This is a genomic window from Salmonella sp. SAL04162, from assembly GCF_046551535.1.
Classification (GTDB): domain Bacteria; phylum Pseudomonadota; class Gammaproteobacteria; order Enterobacterales; family Enterobacteriaceae; genus Salmonella; species Salmonella enterica.
The window spans coordinates 394,021-407,845 of record NZ_JBGDVX010000001.1; the positions used below are offsets into that span (position 1 = coordinate 394,021).

The window sequence follows — 13,825 nt, forward strand, 5'->3', positions numbered from 1 at the left end:
GACATACAGCTAAAGCTGCGACTTCGTCGCCTGCATGGCAGGCAACAATCCGCCTGCGGCTAAGTTAAGGGATATCTCATGCGTACAGAATATTGCGGACAGCTACGTCTGTCCCACGTGGGGCAGCAGGTGACTCTGTGTGGTTGGGTCAACCGTCGTCGTGATCTTGGCAGCCTGATCTTTATCGATATGCGCGACCGCGAAGGTATTGTGCAGGTGTTCTTCGATCCGGATCGTGCGGACGCGTTAAAGCTGGCCTCTGAACTGCGTAATGAGTTCTGCATTCAGGTTACGGGCACCGTGCGTGCGCGTGACGCGAAAAACGTCAATGCGGATATGGCGACCGGCGAAATTGAAGTGCTGGCGTCCTCTCTCACTATCATCAACCGCGCAGACTCACTGCCGCTTGACGCTAACCACGTTAATACCGAAGAGGCGCGTCTCAAGTACCGCTATCTGGATTTGCGTCGTCCGGAAATGGCGCAGCGCCTGAAAACTCGCGCCAAAATTACCAGCCTGGTGCGTCGTTTTATGGACGATCACGGTTTCCTTGATATTGAAACGCCGATGCTGACCAAAGCCACGCCGGAAGGCGCGCGCGACTATCTGGTGCCTTCGCGCGTGCACAAAGGTAAATTCTACGCGCTGCCGCAGTCGCCGCAGCTGTTCAAACAGCTCCTGATGATGTCCGGTTTCGACCGTTACTATCAGATAGTCAAATGCTTCCGTGATGAAGACTTACGTGCTGACCGTCAGCCGGAGTTTACTCAGATCGACGTCGAGACCTCCTTCATGACCGCGCCACAGGTGCGCGAAGTGATGGAAGCGCTGGTGCGCCATTTGTGGCTGGAAGTGAAAGGCGTGGATCTGGGGGATTTCCCGGTCATGACGTTTGCCGAAGCGGAACGTCGCTACGGTTCCGACAAGCCAGACCTGCGTAACCCGATGGAGCTGGTAGATGTCGCTGACCTGCTGAAATCGGTAGAGTTCGCGGTCTTCGCGGGCCCGGCTAACGATCCGAAAGGCCGCGTGGCAGCGCTGCGTGTGCCGGGCGGCGCACAGCTTAGCCGTAAGCAGATCGACGATTACGGTAACTTTGTTAAGATCTACGGCGCGAAAGGCCTGGCGTATATCAAAGTTAACGAGCGCGCGAAAGGTCTGGACGGGATTAACAGTCCGGTGGCCAAGTTCCTGACCGCCGACATCGTCGACGCTATCCTTGAACGTACCGGCGCGCAGGACGGCGACATGATCTTCTTCGGCGCAGATAACAAAAAAGTGGTTGCCGATGCGCTGGGCGCGCTGCGTCTGAAACTGGGCAAAGACCTGAGCCTGACCGACGAAGACAAATGGGCGCCGCTGTGGGTGATTGACTTCCCGATGTTCGAAGACGACGGCGAAGGCGGTCTGACCGCGATGCACCATCCGTTCACCGCCCCGCGTGACATGACGGCGTCTGAACTGAAAACTGCGCCGGAAGAAGCCGTCGCTAACGCTTACGATATGGTGATTAACGGCTATGAAGTGGGCGGCGGTTCGGTGCGTATTCACAACGGTGAAATGCAGCAAACCGTATTTGGTATTCTCGGTATCAATGAGCAGGAGCAGCGCGAAAAGTTCGGCTTCCTGTTGGATGCGTTGAAATACGGTACGCCGCCGCATGCGGGCCTGGCGTTTGGTCTGGACCGTCTGACCATGCTGTTGACCGGCACCGACAATATTCGTGATGTTATCGCCTTCCCGAAAACGACCGCCGCCGCGTGTCTGATGACCGAAGCGCCGAGTTTCGCCAACCAGGCAGCGTTGACGGAGTTGGGTATTCAGGTTGTGAAGAAAGCCGAGAATAACTGATATGAACAATGTACACGACATCATTCGCGTGATATCGCGGCGGCCCGCAAGGGGGAGCCTCATCAATGCGCGGCGTCACCCAACAGCCAACAACGAGGTCGCGTGAAGGATAAAGTGTACAAGCGCCCCGTTTCGGTCCTGGTGGTTATTTTCGCGCAGGATACGAAACGGGTGCTAATGTTGCAGCGACGCGACGACCCGGATTTTTGGCAGTCAGTGACTGGCAGCATAGAAGAAGGGGAGACCGCGTTGCAGGCCGCCGTGCGTGAAGTCAAAGAGGAGGTCACGATTGATGTTGCGGCAGAGCAACTGACCTTAATCGACTGCCAACGTACGGTGGAGTTTGAAATTTTTTCACATTTACGTCATCGCTATGCGCCGGGCGTTATGCACAATACAGAATTCTGGTTCTGCCTTGCGTTACCGCATGAGCGGCAGGTGATATTCACTGAACATCTGACGTACCAGTGGCTTGATGCGCCTGACGCGGCGGCGCTTACCAAGTCCTGGAGTAACCGGCAAGCGATTGAAGAGTTTGTCATTAACGTCGCCTGAAAAGGCGCGCTTTTTTTGAGGAAATATTTATGGCAGGTCATAGTAAATGGGCCAACACCAGACATCGTAAAGCTGCGCAGGATGCCAAGCGCGGTAAAATCTTCACTAAAATTATTCGTGAACTGGTAACGGCAGCTAAATTGGGCGGCGGCGATCCGGATGCCAACCCGCGTCTGCGCGCGGCTGTAGATAAAGCGCTGGCCAACAATATGACCCGCGACACTCTGAACCGTGCCATCGCTCGCGGTGTGGGTGGTGATGAAGACTCGAACATGGAAACCATCATCTATGAAGGTTATGGTCCTGGCGGCACGGCCATTATGATTGAGTGTCTGAGTGACAACCGTAACCGTACCGTAGCGGAAGTGCGTCATGCTTTCAGCAAGTGCGGCGGTAATCTGGGTACCGATGGCTCAGTGGCGTACCTGTTCAGTAAGAAAGGGGTCATCTCCTTTGAGAAAGGCGATGAAGACACCATCATGGAAGCTGCTCTGGAAGCTGGCGCGGAAGATGTTGTGACCTATGATGATGGCGCGATTGATGTTTACACTGCCTGGGAAGAGATGGGCAAAGTGCGTGACGCGCTGGAAGCGGCGGGTCTGAAAGCGGACAGCGCCGAAGTGTCCATGATCCCGTCAACCAAAGCGGATATGGATGCGGAAACCGCGCCGAAACTGCTACGTCTGATCGATATGCTGGAAGACTGTGACGATGTTCAGGAAGTCTACCATAACGGTGAGATCTCTGATGAGGTGGCGGCGACCCTGTAATGGTGCTGTTAAACGCCGGCGGGCAGGGGGTATAGCGTGTCGATTATTCTCGGTATTGACCCCGGCTCGCGCATTACCGGTTATGGCGTTATCCGCCAGGTAGGCAGACAACTGACCTATCTGGGCAGCGGATGTATTCGCACCAAAGTCGATGATTTGCCGTCTCGTTTGAAGCTTATATACGCAGGCGTGACGGAAATCATCACGCAGTTCCAGCCGGACTATTTTGCTATCGAACAGGTGTTTATGGCGAAAAATGCCGACTCAGCCCTCAAGCTGGGGCAGGCGCGCGGCGTCGCGATTGTCGCCGCGGTCAATCAGGAACTGCCCGTGTTTGAATACGCGGCGCGTCAGGTGAAGCAAACCGTCGTCGGTATTGGTAGCGCGGAGAAAAGTCAGGTTCAGCATATGGTGCGCACGTTGCTCAAACTGCCCGCTAACCCGCAGGCCGATGCCGCGGATGCGCTGGCTATCGCCATTACGCATTGCCACGTTAGCCAGAACGCGATGCAAATGAGCGAGAGCCGACTCAATCTGGCGCGGGGAAGGTTGCGCTAAATCATTCTCCCTCAGCCTCGCGTTGAGGGGTTTCAATTCCACAGGCGCTAATTAATTCTAAATTGGGATGTTGCCACAGGCTGACGGGCGTCACCGTCTTACGATCCCACGGGATTGAACCTAAAAACCAGAACTTCCAGAAGGCGAGTTTCGCATCAGGATTGCTGTGAAGTAATTCTTCGAATGTCTCAATATCGCCTACCGGAATACACAATGCTTCTTTATAGATATCAAACACAAATTTCGAGCAGAACTGGCGCGATGACTCGTATTTAAACCCCGTGTGATAAAACTTATTCAGCCGGGCGGGAACCTGCTCCATGATGGCGAGTTTCTGCTCGACCGTCAGGCCGCCGCGCAGACGGCGAACGGCGTAACGTTGTCCGGCTGAACGTTGTATAAACAGTGACAGCGTGGTGACGGTTGAGAGGGGGACGCGACTTTCCGCCACCAGATAGTCATCACCATTATGACCAATAATAATCCCAACATGGTTGCTCCAGCACTGTGAAGCGGTGGATATCTGGCCGAAAAGCGCGGCACCTATACAGGTAAAGACGATATCCCCGGTTTCATATTGGACAGAATAATGTTTTTTCATCTCTGCATTCCATTATTTGAAATAAATTCCTTTTATTTATTCTACAGGGTAGTTAGCATTATACCAGATAAATGACAAGCCTTAGTGTCATCGAAATATGCATGGTGAATATTTCATTTATTGGAATTAATGTCGCAAATATATCTGAGGGGAATTAAGGTGGTAAATTTCTCATTATCTGATCTCTCATATTGACAGGGAGTATGACGTGGTTGATGATAGACCAATGAGAATAGGTTGGATGTTTTATTTTTCTTATATTTTTGTTGCTATTATCTTTCATCTGTTTATTAGTTTTTGTTATTGTTTGAGTATTGATATGGCAGAGGCTAATACCGTTGTTTTTTTATTAAAGCCAGGGACGATTTCATTATTATTTTTACTTCTCCCTGCCAGGCGGTTCAGAACCCGACTGTTGGCAACATTGAGTTCAGTTTTCATTACCTTAGTATTTAACCAGTGGCATTTGGTTGCCGGGAATAAAGAACTGGTTTTGTGCCTGCAGGCAGCGTGCTTTATGGCTTTCCTGGCTATGACATCGGTAAAAAAATCCGGGTGGATGATTAGCGCATCATTATTTTTGGTTTGTGCGGCCGGAACGATTCGCCAGTGCTGGCTGGAACAGTTGTTTAACGCTGCCGATATATATATTGTTGATGATGGGCGGAGCTGTGGCGCCAGCGGCCACTGCTTCCAGTATATTGCAGCAAAAGGCCGTGGGTTAGCAGCAAAACGACAGGCACTTTTTAGTAGCGAAGAGTATGTGAATATTTATTATAATTATTCAGAAGGGATACCAGCCGTGAATTTCGATGGCATGAAAAATGAGTTTGCACAATATTTATTGTGTCATGGTGAATTAAAATCTGTTATGCGCGATGATAAAACAACATGCGATTAAATTCAGCGCTAGTGGTTAATATTATTACATCTATTCTCGGGTCTGTTTTTGGGAGGCCCGATGTTCCGCTGTTGGCATTCGTACTGGATACAGTATTAGTGTTATCAGGATACTCATTATTGAAGACTACCGAACGTGCGCCACGGCATGTTGGCAAAAAGTTATTCGCGTAGGACGCAAAAAGTTGTCAATGTGTGTACGACTTATTTTGTACGCAGCGGGGAGCGTACCCGTCGTTAACCATCGCGGGTTGTCGGAGTACAGAAATATCGGGATACGTGTTTTTCATCTGGATAAACATCCAGTCTTTTTTTATGATAGTGCATTATCTTTTCAGCCCTTTACGCAGGAGCGTCATGTGATAGGCAGACTCAGAGGCATTATTCTCGAAAAACAACCCCCGATCGTGCTGCTGGAGACAGGGGGCGTAGGCTATGAAGTACATATGCCTATGACCTGCTTTTACGAGCTGCCGGAGGCCGGGCAGGAGGCAATCGTCTTCACCCACTTTGTGGTGCGTGAAGATGCGCAGTTGCTGTACGGATTCAACAATAAGCAAGAGCGCACGCTGTTTAAAGAGCTAATTAAAACGAATGGCGTCGGGCCTAAGCTAGCGCTGGCGATTCTCTCCGGCATGTCGGCGCAGCAGTTCGTGAATGCGGTTGAGCGCGAAGAGCTTGGCGCACTGGTGAAGTTGCCGGGTATCGGCAAGAAAACCGCCGAAAGGCTGATTGTCGAAATGAAAGACCGCTTTAAAGGGCTACATGGCGATCTCTTTACGCCAGCGGTCGACTTGGTATTGACGTCGCCGGCCAGCCCAGGCTCGGAAGATGCTGAGCAAGAAGCAGTTGCTGCGCTGGTGGCGCTGGGTTATAAACCGCAAGAAGCCAGTCGGATGGTAAGCAAGATCGCCCGTCCGGATGCAAGCAGTGAAACACTGATTCGCGACGCGTTACGCGCCGCGTTATGAGGTAAAGGATGATAGAAGCAGATCGCCTGATTTCAGCAGGCGCCACGATCGCAGAAGACGTCGCCGATCGCGCCATTCGCCCGAAGTTATTGGCGGAATATGTCGGCCAACCGCAGGTGCGCTCCCAGATGGAGATCTTTATTCAGGCGGCAAAACTGCGTGGCGACGCACTAGATCACTTGCTGATTTTCGGCCCGCCAGGGTTAGGTAAAACGACTCTGGCGAATATCGTTGCCAATGAAATGGGCGTCAATCTCCGAACCACGTCTGGCCCGGTGCTGGAAAAAGCAGGCGATCTGGCGGCTATGCTCACCAATCTTGAACCGCATGATGTGCTGTTTATTGATGAGATTCACCGGCTTTCACCGGTGGTGGAAGAGGTACTCTATCCGGCGATGGAAGATTACCAGTTGGATATTATGATTGGCGAAGGGCCTGCTGCACGTTCAATTAAAATCGATCTGCCGCCGTTTACGCTCATTGGCGCGACGACGCGCGCCGGGTCGTTAACGTCCCCGCTACGCGACCGTTTTGGTATTGTGCAGCGCCTGGAGTTCTACCAGGTGCCCGATCTGCAGCACATCGTCGGGCGCAGCGCAAGGCACATGGGGCTTGAGATGAGCGATGACGGCGCGCTGGAAGTGGCGCGTCGGGCGCGCGGTACGCCGCGTATAGCCAACCGCCTGCTCAGACGTGTGCGTGATTTCGCCGAGGTGAAGCATGACGGGGCTATTTCAGCGGAAATTGCCGCGCAGGCGCTGGATATGCTGAACGTCGATGCGGAAGGGTTTGACTATATGGATCGCAAGCTGCTGCTGGCGGTTATTGATAAATTCTTCGGTGGACCGGTGGGACTGGATAACCTGGCGGCGGCGATTGGCGAAGAGCGTGAAACCATTGAGGATGTGCTGGAGCCGTATCTGATTCAGCAAGGCTTTTTGCAGCGCACGCCGCGTGGGCGTATGGCAACGGTGCGCGCCTGGAACCATTTCGGGATCACGCCGCCAGAGATGCCTTAGCGCCTGAAGTCGCTGCGCTCATCAGACCTGGGCGATTTTGTAGGCCCGGTAAGCGCAGCGCCACCGGGCAACACACGCTTAGCTTGCCTGCTTTTTCATCATACTGAAGATAAACAGCAGCGCGGCACACAGCACTACGGATGGCCCTGCCGGGGTATCATAAAAGGCTGAGAAGGTCAGTCCACCTGTAACCGCTATCATACCTACACCAACGGCGACGCCCGCCATCTGCTCTGGCGTACGGGCAAAGCGACGCGCGGTTGCAGCGGGGATAATCAGCAGCGACGTAATGATCAGCGCTCCGACAAACTTCATCGCCACGCCAATGGTTAACGCCGTTACCAGCATCAATAGCAGCTTCACGCGCTGTAACTTCACGCCATCGACAAAGGCAAGATCCGGACTGATAGTCATTGACAGCAAGTTGCGCCACTGCCAGAAGAGAATGGCCAGCACAATAACGACCCCAATAGCGATCGAGATAAGATCTTCCGGCGTGACGGCCAGCAAATCGCCAAACAGATAAGCCATTAAATCAACGCGGACGTTGGACATCAGGCTGACCACGACCAGTCCTAAAGATAAGGCGCTGTGCGCCATAATGCCCAGTAAGGTATCAATCGCGAGGTGAGGGCGTTTCTCCAGCCATACCAGACCGGCGGCCAGCAGCAGCGTAACGGCGATTACCGCATAGAAGGGATTAACGTCCAGCAACAGGCCAAACGCCACGCCCAGAAGCGACGCGTGAGCCAGCGTATCGCCAAAATAGGACATCCGACGCCAGACCACAAATGAGCCCAAAGGACCAGCGGCGCAGGCCAGCATCATCCCGGCCAGCCAGCCGGGCAGTAATAATTCAATCATGAGTGACCATTTCCCCGGCGCAGTACAATACGACCCTGTAAATCATGGCGATGATTATGATGATGGCGATAAATCCCTAATTGCTCCGCGCCTCGCGGGCCAAACATAGAGATAAACTCCGGATGCATAGACACCACTTCCGGCGCGCCGGAACAGCAAATATGATGGTTCAGGCATAACACTTCATCCGTCTTTGCCATGACCAGATGTAGATCATGTGACACCATCAGCACGGCGCAATCGAGTTCTCGGCGCAGCTGATCGATAAGGTCGTATAACGCGACCTGGCCGTTGACATCCACGCCTTGCGTCGGCTCATCAAGTACCAGCAACTGCGGCCTGTTAAGCAGAGCACGCGCCAGCAGTACCCGCTGCGTCTCACCACCGGAGAGTTTTTGCATGGGCGCGTCAATCAAATGTCCGGCCTGAACGCGTTTAAGCGCCGGGAGAATATCCGTTTTTTGCGTGCCGGGACGTAAGCGTAAAAATCGGTTTACCGTCAGCGGAAGCGTGGTATCGAGATAGAGCTTTTGCGGGACATAGCCGATACGGAGTTGCCCGTTGCGCTTGATCACCCCTTCATCAGGGGCTACCAGTCCTAAAACCACGCGTACAAGCGTTGACTTCCCCGCGCCGTTAGGACCGAGAAGCGTTAAAATTTTTCCGGGGCTCAATTCAAGCGACACATCAGAGAGGACGCGGCGTTGACCAAATGAGACCGAGACGTTTTCCAGTGAAACTAAACTTGTCATGTTAATTTTAGGCTTGCAGAAGTGATAGAATGTTATAATATCACATTTCACACATTCATTACGATGATTAGTCGCATTATGTTACAGAAAAATACGCTTCTTTTCGCAGCATTATCCGCCGCGCTTTGGGGGAGTGCAACCCAGGCTGCCGACGCTGCCGTTGTCGCTTCGCTTAAACCGCTTGGGTTCATCGCTTCCGCCATTGCTGATGGCGTTACGGATACGCAAGTATTACTTCCGGATGGGGCATCCGAGCATGATTATTCATTGCGTCCATCAGACGTAAAACGCTTACAGGGCGCGGACTTAGTCGTCTGGGTTGGCCCGGAAATGGAAGCCTTTATGGAGAAGTCGGTCAGGAATATTCCTGATAATAAGCAGGTTACCATTGCACAACTTGCCGATGTAAAACCGTTACTCATGAAGGGCGCGGATGATGATGAGGATGAACATGCGCATACGGGCGCCGATGAGGAAAAAGGTGACGTACATCACCATCATGGCGAATATAACATGCATCTTTGGCTCTCCCCAGAGATAGCGCGGGCTACAGCGGTTGCAATCCATGAAAAATTAGTGGAACTTATGCCGCAAAGTCGAGCCAAACTCGACGCCAACCTGAAGGATTTTGAGGCACAATTAGCCGCAACCGATAAACAGGTCGGTAACGAGCTCGCGCCGCTCAAGGGGAAAGGGTATTTCGTTTTTCATGACGCCTACGGTTACTACGAAAAACACTACGGACTCACCCCGCTCGGTCACTTTACCGTGAACCCTGAGATACAACCTGGCGCGCAGCGTTTACATGAAATAAGAACACAGTTGGTTGAGCAAAAAGCAACCTGCGTTTTTGCTGAGCCACAATTCAGGCCAGCGGTCGTGGAAGCCGTGGCGAGAGGGACATCCGTTCGAATGGGAACACTGGACCCCCTCGGGACGAACATTAAACTGGGTAAAACAAGCTATTCAGCGTTTTTAAGCCAATTAGCCAACCAGTATGCGAGCTGCCTGAAAGGAGATTAACGAGGAAGTGAATACGTGCAACAGATAGCCCGCTCTGTCGCCCTGGCATTTAATAATCTGCCCCGACCCCACCGCGTTATGCTGGGGTCACTTACCGTTCTGACACTGGCCGTCGCCGTATGGCGGCCCTATGTTTACCACCCAGAATCCGCGCCAATCGTTAAAACTATTGAACTGGAGAAAAGCGAGACTCGTTCCCTCTTACCGGAGGCCAGCGAACCCATTGATCAGGCCGCGCAGGAAGATGAAGCTATTCCTCAGGATGAGCTGGACGATAAAACCGCAGGCGAAGTCGGCGTCCATGAATACGTCGTCTCCACAGGCGATACGTTAAGCAGCATTCTGAATCAGTACGGCATCGATATGAGCGATATTAGCCGACTTGCCGCTTCTGATAAGGAGCTGCGCAATCTGAAAATTGGCCAACAGCTTTCCTGGACACTGACCGCCGATGGCGATTTACAGCGTCTGACATGGGAAGTCTCCCGCCGTGAAACGCGTACCTACGATCGCACTGCCAACGGTTTTAAAATGAGCAGTGAAATGCAGCAGGGGGACTGGGTCAACAGTCTGCTGAAAGGCACGGTAGGGGGTAGCTTTGTCGCCAGCGCGAAAGAGGCCGGTTTAACCAGCAGCGAAATCAGCGCAGTGATAAAAGCCATGCAGTGGCAGATGGATTTTCGCAAGCTGAAAAAGGGCGATGAATTTTCGGTTCTGATGTCGCGCGAGATGCTGGATGGCAAGCGTGAACAGAGTCAGTTGTTGGGCGTGCGGATGCGTTCCGATGGTAAAGATTACTACGCCATTCGCGCCGCTGACGGTAAATTCTATGACCGTAACGGGGTTGGCCTGGCGAAAGGCTTTTTACGCTTCCCGACCGCCAAACAGTTCCGCATCTCCTCCAACTTCAATCCGCGCCGTCTGAACCCGGTTACCGGACGCGTTGCGCCGCATCGTGGCGTTGACTTTGCGATGCCGCAGGGTACGCCGGTGCTGTCGGTGGGGGATGGCGAGGTCGTGGTCGCTAAACGTAGCGGCGCTGCCGGTTACTACATTGCGATTCGTCATGGACGCACCTACACCACACGTTACATGCACTTGCGTAAGCTGCTGGTGAAACCGGGGCAAAAAGTGAAACGTGGCGATCGTATTGCGCTTTCTGGTAACACCGGGCGTTCCACAGGGCCGCATCTGCATTATGAGGTATGGATAAACCAGCAAGCCGTTAACCCTCTGACAGCAAAATTGCCGCGCACGGAAGGTCTGACGGGGTCAGATCGTCGTGAATACCTGGCACAGGTGAAAGAGGTTCTGCCACAACTGCGCTTCGATTAACAAATGCGCTGACAGAGCCGGTACGCGATGTGTGCCGGCTTTTTTGTTTTGTGTGAGACGCAGACGTCGCTACACTATTCACAATTCCTTTTCGCGTCAGCAGACCCTGGAAAAGCATGGAAACCAAAAAAAATAATAGTGAGTATATCCCTGAATTCGAAAAATCCTTTCGCTATCCGCAGTATTGGGGCGCCTGGTTGGGCGCGGCAGCAATGGCGGGGATCGCATTAACACCGGCATCATTCCGCGACCCTTTGCTGGCGACGCTGGGGCGTTTTGCCGGACGGCTGGGGAAGAGTTCTCGTCGCCGGGCGCTAATTAATCTGTCGTTGTGCTTTCCGCAGCGTAGCGAAGCTGAGCGCGAAGCGATTGTCGATGAGATGTTCGCCACCGCGCCGCAGGCAATGGCGATGATGGCTGAGTTGGCGATGCGCGGTCCGAAAAAAATCCAACAGCGTGTTGACTGGGAAGGTCTGGAAATCATTGAGGAGATGCGTCGTAACGACGAAAAAGTCATTTTTCTCGTACCGCATGGCTGGGGCGTCGACATTCCGGCCATGCTGATGGCCTCTCAGGGGCAAAAAATGGCGGCGATGTTTCATAATCAGGGTAATCCGGTTTTTGACTATATCTGGAACACCGTGCGTCGGCGTTTTGGCGGACGTTTGCATGCGCGAAATGACGGGATTAAACCCTTTATTCAGTCTGTTCGTCAGGGCTACTGGGGCTACTACCTGCCGGACCAGGATCACGGCCCGGAGCATAGTGAATTCGTTGATTTCTTTGCGACATACAAAGCGACGCTGCCTGCGATTGGTCGGCTGATGAAAGTGTGCCGCGCACGCGTGATACCGCTTTTCCCGGTGTATAATGGTAAAACGCATCGCCTGACTATCCAGATTCGCCCGCCCATGGACGATCTGCTCACGGCTGACGATCACACAATCGCCAGACGGATGAACGAAGAGGTCGAAATTTTTGTCGGCCCGCATCCGGAACAGTACACCTGGATCCTGAAGCTGCTCAAAACCCGCAAGCCAGGCGAGATTCAGCCGTATAAGCGTAAAGATCTTTATCCCATCAAATAAATAAAGCCTCTCGTAAGAGAGGCTTTATGCTGACAAACCCTGTACTACCTGATGAACAGGCGTGGGGAGTTTTACTCAACGGTCAAAATACGCGTGGTATTGGTTGAGCCGACGGTGCTCATGACATCGCCCTGAGTCACGATCACCAGGTCGCCGGAAACGAGATACCCTTTATCGCGCAGCAGATTAACAGCTTCATGCGCCGCGACAACGCCATCAGCCGCGCTATCAAAATGCACCGGCGTTACTCCGCGGTAGAGCGCGGTCAGATTCAGCGTGCGTTCATGGCGCGACATGGCGAAAATCGGCAGGCCGGAGCTGATACGGGAAGTCATTAGCGCGGTACGACCGGATTCCGTCATGGTGATGATCGCGGTAACACCTTTCAGATGGTTTGCTGCATACATCGCAGACATGGCAATGGCTTCTTCAACGTTGTCGAACTGCACGTCGAGACGGTGTTTAGACACATTGATGCTGGGGATTTTTTCTGCGCCCAGGCAGACGCGCGCCATTGCGGCAACGGTTTCAGAAGGATACTGACCGGCTGCGGTTTCGGCAGACAGCATAACCGCATCCGTGCCATCCAGGACGGCGTTCGCCACGTCCATCACTTCCGCACGGGTCGGCATCGGGTTGGTGATCATCGACTCCATCATCTGCGTTGCGGTGATGACTGCGCGGTTTAGCTGACGCGCACGGCGAATCAGCGCCTTCTGGATACCAACCAGCTCCGGATCGCCGATTTCAACGCCCAGGTCGCCACGTGCGACCATCACAACGTCAGAGGCCAGAATGATATCGTCCATGGCGTTTTGATCGCATACCGCTTCGGCGCGTTCGACCTTAGCCACAATTTTCGCGTCGCAGCCGGCGTCGCGCGCCAGGCGGCGTGCATAGTTCAGATCTTCGCCGCAGCGCGGGAAGGAGACAGCCAGATAGTCAACGCCTATCAGCGCAGCGGTTTGAATATCGGCTTTGTCTTTTTCGGTCAGCGCTTCAGCAGAAAGCCCGCCGCCGAGCTTGTTAATGCCTTTATTGTTAGACAGCGGACCGCCGACGGTGACCTCGGTAAAGACTTTCATGCCCTGGACTTCAAGCACTTTCAACTGCACTCGACCATCGTCAAGCAGCAGGATATCGCCAGGAACGACGTCTGCCGGCAACCCTTTGTAATCAATGCCGACTTTTTCTTTATCGCCTTCGCCTTTACCCAGGTTAGCGTCTAACAGAAATTTGTCCCCGATATTGAGGAACACTTTGCCTTCTTTAAAAGTGGAAACGCGAATTTTTGGCCCTTGCAGGTCGCCTAAAATAGCCACATGACGCCCCAGTTTGGCGGCAATCTCACGGACTTTATCAGCACGCATTTTATGATCTTCCGGCGAGCCGTGAGAGAAGTTCATACGTACTACGTTTGCGCCCGCGGCGATAACTTTCTCAAGGTTGTTATCGCGGTCAGTTGCCGGGCCTAACGTGGTAACGATTTTGGTTCTGCGAAGCCTTCTGGACATGTAATACTCCGTTGACTAAAACAA

General features: G+C 53.1%; 14 protein-coding genes. 10 read left to right on the top strand and 4 right to left on the bottom strand.

The annotated features are described in order from the left end of the window. Window positions 1-78 precede the first annotated feature (78 nt). The 4 genes from aspS (at window position 79) to ruvC (ending at window position 3,734) form a co-directional block, all read left to right on the top strand. Entirely contained in the window at window positions 79-1,851 is a 1,773-nt protein-coding gene (gene aspS, locus ACLJRH_RS02130; protein WP_001258629.1) for an aspartate--tRNA ligase, read from the top strand. Window positions 1,852-1,953: 102 nt separating this feature from the next. After that, a complete protein-coding gene (nudB, locus tag ACLJRH_RS02135) occupies window positions 1,954-2,406 on the top strand; it encodes a dihydroneopterin triphosphate diphosphatase (protein WP_000653693.1) in 453 nt (150 codons plus the stop codon). Between the two features lie 29 nt (window positions 2,407-2,435). Further along, entirely contained in the window at window positions 2,436-3,176 is a 741-nt protein-coding gene (locus ACLJRH_RS02140) for a YebC/PmpR family DNA-binding transcriptional regulator (RefSeq protein WP_000907242.1), read from the top strand. Between the two features lie 36 nt (window positions 3,177-3,212). Continuing rightward, window positions 3,213-3,734: a crossover junction endodeoxyribonuclease RuvC gene (ruvC, locus tag ACLJRH_RS02145; protein ID WP_000022509.1), complete on the top strand. Its 522-nt coding sequence runs from the start codon at window positions 3,213-3,215 to the stop codon at window positions 3,732-3,734. Window position 3,735: 1 nt separating this feature from the next. Here ruvC and ACLJRH_RS02150 read toward each other — a convergent pair whose 3' ends face one another. Next, entirely contained in the window at window positions 3,736-4,335 is a 600-nt protein-coding gene (locus ACLJRH_RS02150) for a YebB family permuted papain-like enzyme (protein ID WP_023137478.1), read from the bottom strand. Window positions 4,336-4,543: 208 nt separating this feature from the next. On the opposite strand from ACLJRH_RS02150, the gene ACLJRH_RS02155 reads away from it, so the two are divergent. The 3 genes from ACLJRH_RS02155 to ruvB all read left to right on the top strand — a co-directional run bounded on the left by ACLJRH_RS02155 (window position 4,544) and on the right by ruvB (window position 7,225). Beyond that, a complete protein-coding gene (locus ACLJRH_RS02155; RefSeq protein ID WP_023137477.1) occupies window positions 4,544-5,236 on the top strand; it encodes a hypothetical protein in 693 nt (230 codons plus the stop codon). Window positions 5,237-5,594: 358 nt separating this feature from the next. Continuing rightward, entirely contained in the window at window positions 5,595-6,206 is a 612-nt protein-coding gene (ruvA, locus tag ACLJRH_RS02160; protein WP_000580333.1) for a Holliday junction branch migration protein RuvA, read from the top strand. 8 nt (window positions 6,207-6,214) lie between these two features. Continuing rightward, entirely contained in the window at window positions 6,215-7,225 is a 1,011-nt protein-coding gene (gene ruvB, locus ACLJRH_RS02165; RefSeq protein WP_000568504.1) for a Holliday junction branch migration DNA helicase RuvB, read from the top strand. Between the two features lie 78 nt (window positions 7,226-7,303). Here ruvB and znuB read toward each other — a convergent pair whose 3' ends face one another. Continuing rightward, window positions 7,304-8,089 carry a zinc ABC transporter permease subunit ZnuB gene (gene znuB / locus ACLJRH_RS02170; protein ID WP_000571508.1) on the bottom strand — a complete coding sequence of 262 codons (786 nt, stop codon included), beginning with the start codon at window positions 8,087-8,089 and terminating at the stop codon, window positions 7,304-7,306. Next, complete coding sequence (gene znuC / locus ACLJRH_RS02175) at window positions 8,086-8,841, bottom strand: zinc ABC transporter ATP-binding protein ZnuC (protein WP_000203023.1); 756 nt, start codon at window positions 8,839-8,841, stop codon at window positions 8,086-8,088. Before znuC ends, znuB begins: the two co-directional genes overlap by 4 nt. A gap of 78 nt (window positions 8,842-8,919) precedes the next feature. Here znuC and znuA point away from each other — a divergent pair, with 78 nt between their 5' ends. The 3 genes from znuA to lpxM all read left to right on the top strand — a co-directional run bounded on the left by znuA (window position 8,920) and on the right by lpxM (window position 12,287). Continuing rightward, the gene (znuA, locus tag ACLJRH_RS02180) at window positions 8,920-9,864 is read left to right on the top strand and encodes a zinc ABC transporter substrate-binding protein ZnuA (protein ID WP_000939597.1); all 945 of its coding nucleotides are present in this window, start codon (window positions 8,920-8,922) and stop codon (window positions 9,862-9,864) included. A 15-nt stretch (window positions 9,865-9,879) separates the two neighbouring features. Further along, window positions 9,880-11,199: a murein DD-endopeptidase MepM gene (mepM, locus tag ACLJRH_RS02185; protein WP_001184030.1), complete on the top strand. Its 1,320-nt coding sequence runs from the start codon at window positions 9,880-9,882 to the stop codon at window positions 11,197-11,199. A gap of 116 nt (window positions 11,200-11,315) precedes the next feature. Continuing rightward, entirely contained in the window at window positions 11,316-12,287 is a 972-nt protein-coding gene (lpxM, locus tag ACLJRH_RS02190) for a lauroyl-Kdo(2)-lipid IV(A) myristoyltransferase (protein ID WP_000448401.1), read from the top strand. 71 nt (window positions 12,288-12,358) lie between these two features. Here lpxM and pyk read toward each other — a convergent pair whose 3' ends face one another. After that, window positions 12,359-13,801, bottom strand: coding sequence for a pyruvate kinase (gene pyk, locus ACLJRH_RS02195; protein ID WP_000091156.1), 1,443 nt, complete (start codon window positions 13,799-13,801; stop codon window positions 12,359-12,361). Between the last annotated feature and the right edge of the window lie 24 nt (window positions 13,802-13,825).

What these genes read in the sequence shown, in the direction of transcription:
- aspS (WP_001258629.1), top strand. Translation starts at nt 79, where the DNA reads ATGCGTACAGAATATTGCGGACAGCTACGTCTGTCCCACGTGGGGCAG.
- ACLJRH_RS02140 (WP_000907242.1), top strand. Translation starts at nt 2,436, where the DNA reads ATGGCAGGTCATAGTAAATGGGCCAACACCAGACATCGTAAAGCTGCG.
- ACLJRH_RS02150 (WP_023137478.1), bottom strand. Translation starts at nt 4,335, where the DNA reads ATGAAAAAACATTATTCTGTCCAATATGAAACCGGGGATATCGTCTTT.
- ruvB (WP_000568504.1), top strand. Translation starts at nt 6,215, where the DNA reads ATGATAGAAGCAGATCGCCTGATTTCAGCAGGCGCCACGATCGCAGAA.
- znuB (WP_000571508.1), bottom strand. Translation starts at nt 8,089, where the DNA reads ATGATTGAATTATTACTGCCCGGCTGGCTGGCCGGGATGATGCTGGCC.
- znuC (WP_000203023.1), bottom strand. Translation starts at nt 8,841, where the DNA reads ATGACAAGTTTAGTTTCACTGGAAAACGTCTCGGTCTCATTTGGTCAA.
- znuA (WP_000939597.1), top strand. Translation starts at nt 8,920, where the DNA reads ATGTTACAGAAAAATACGCTTCTTTTCGCAGCATTATCCGCCGCGCTT.
- lpxM (WP_000448401.1), top strand. Translation starts at nt 11,316, where the DNA reads ATGGAAACCAAAAAAAATAATAGTGAGTATATCCCTGAATTCGAAAAA.
- pyk (WP_000091156.1), bottom strand. Translation starts at nt 13,801, where the DNA reads ATGTCCAGAAGGCTTCGCAGAACCAAAATCGTTACCACGTTAGGCCCG.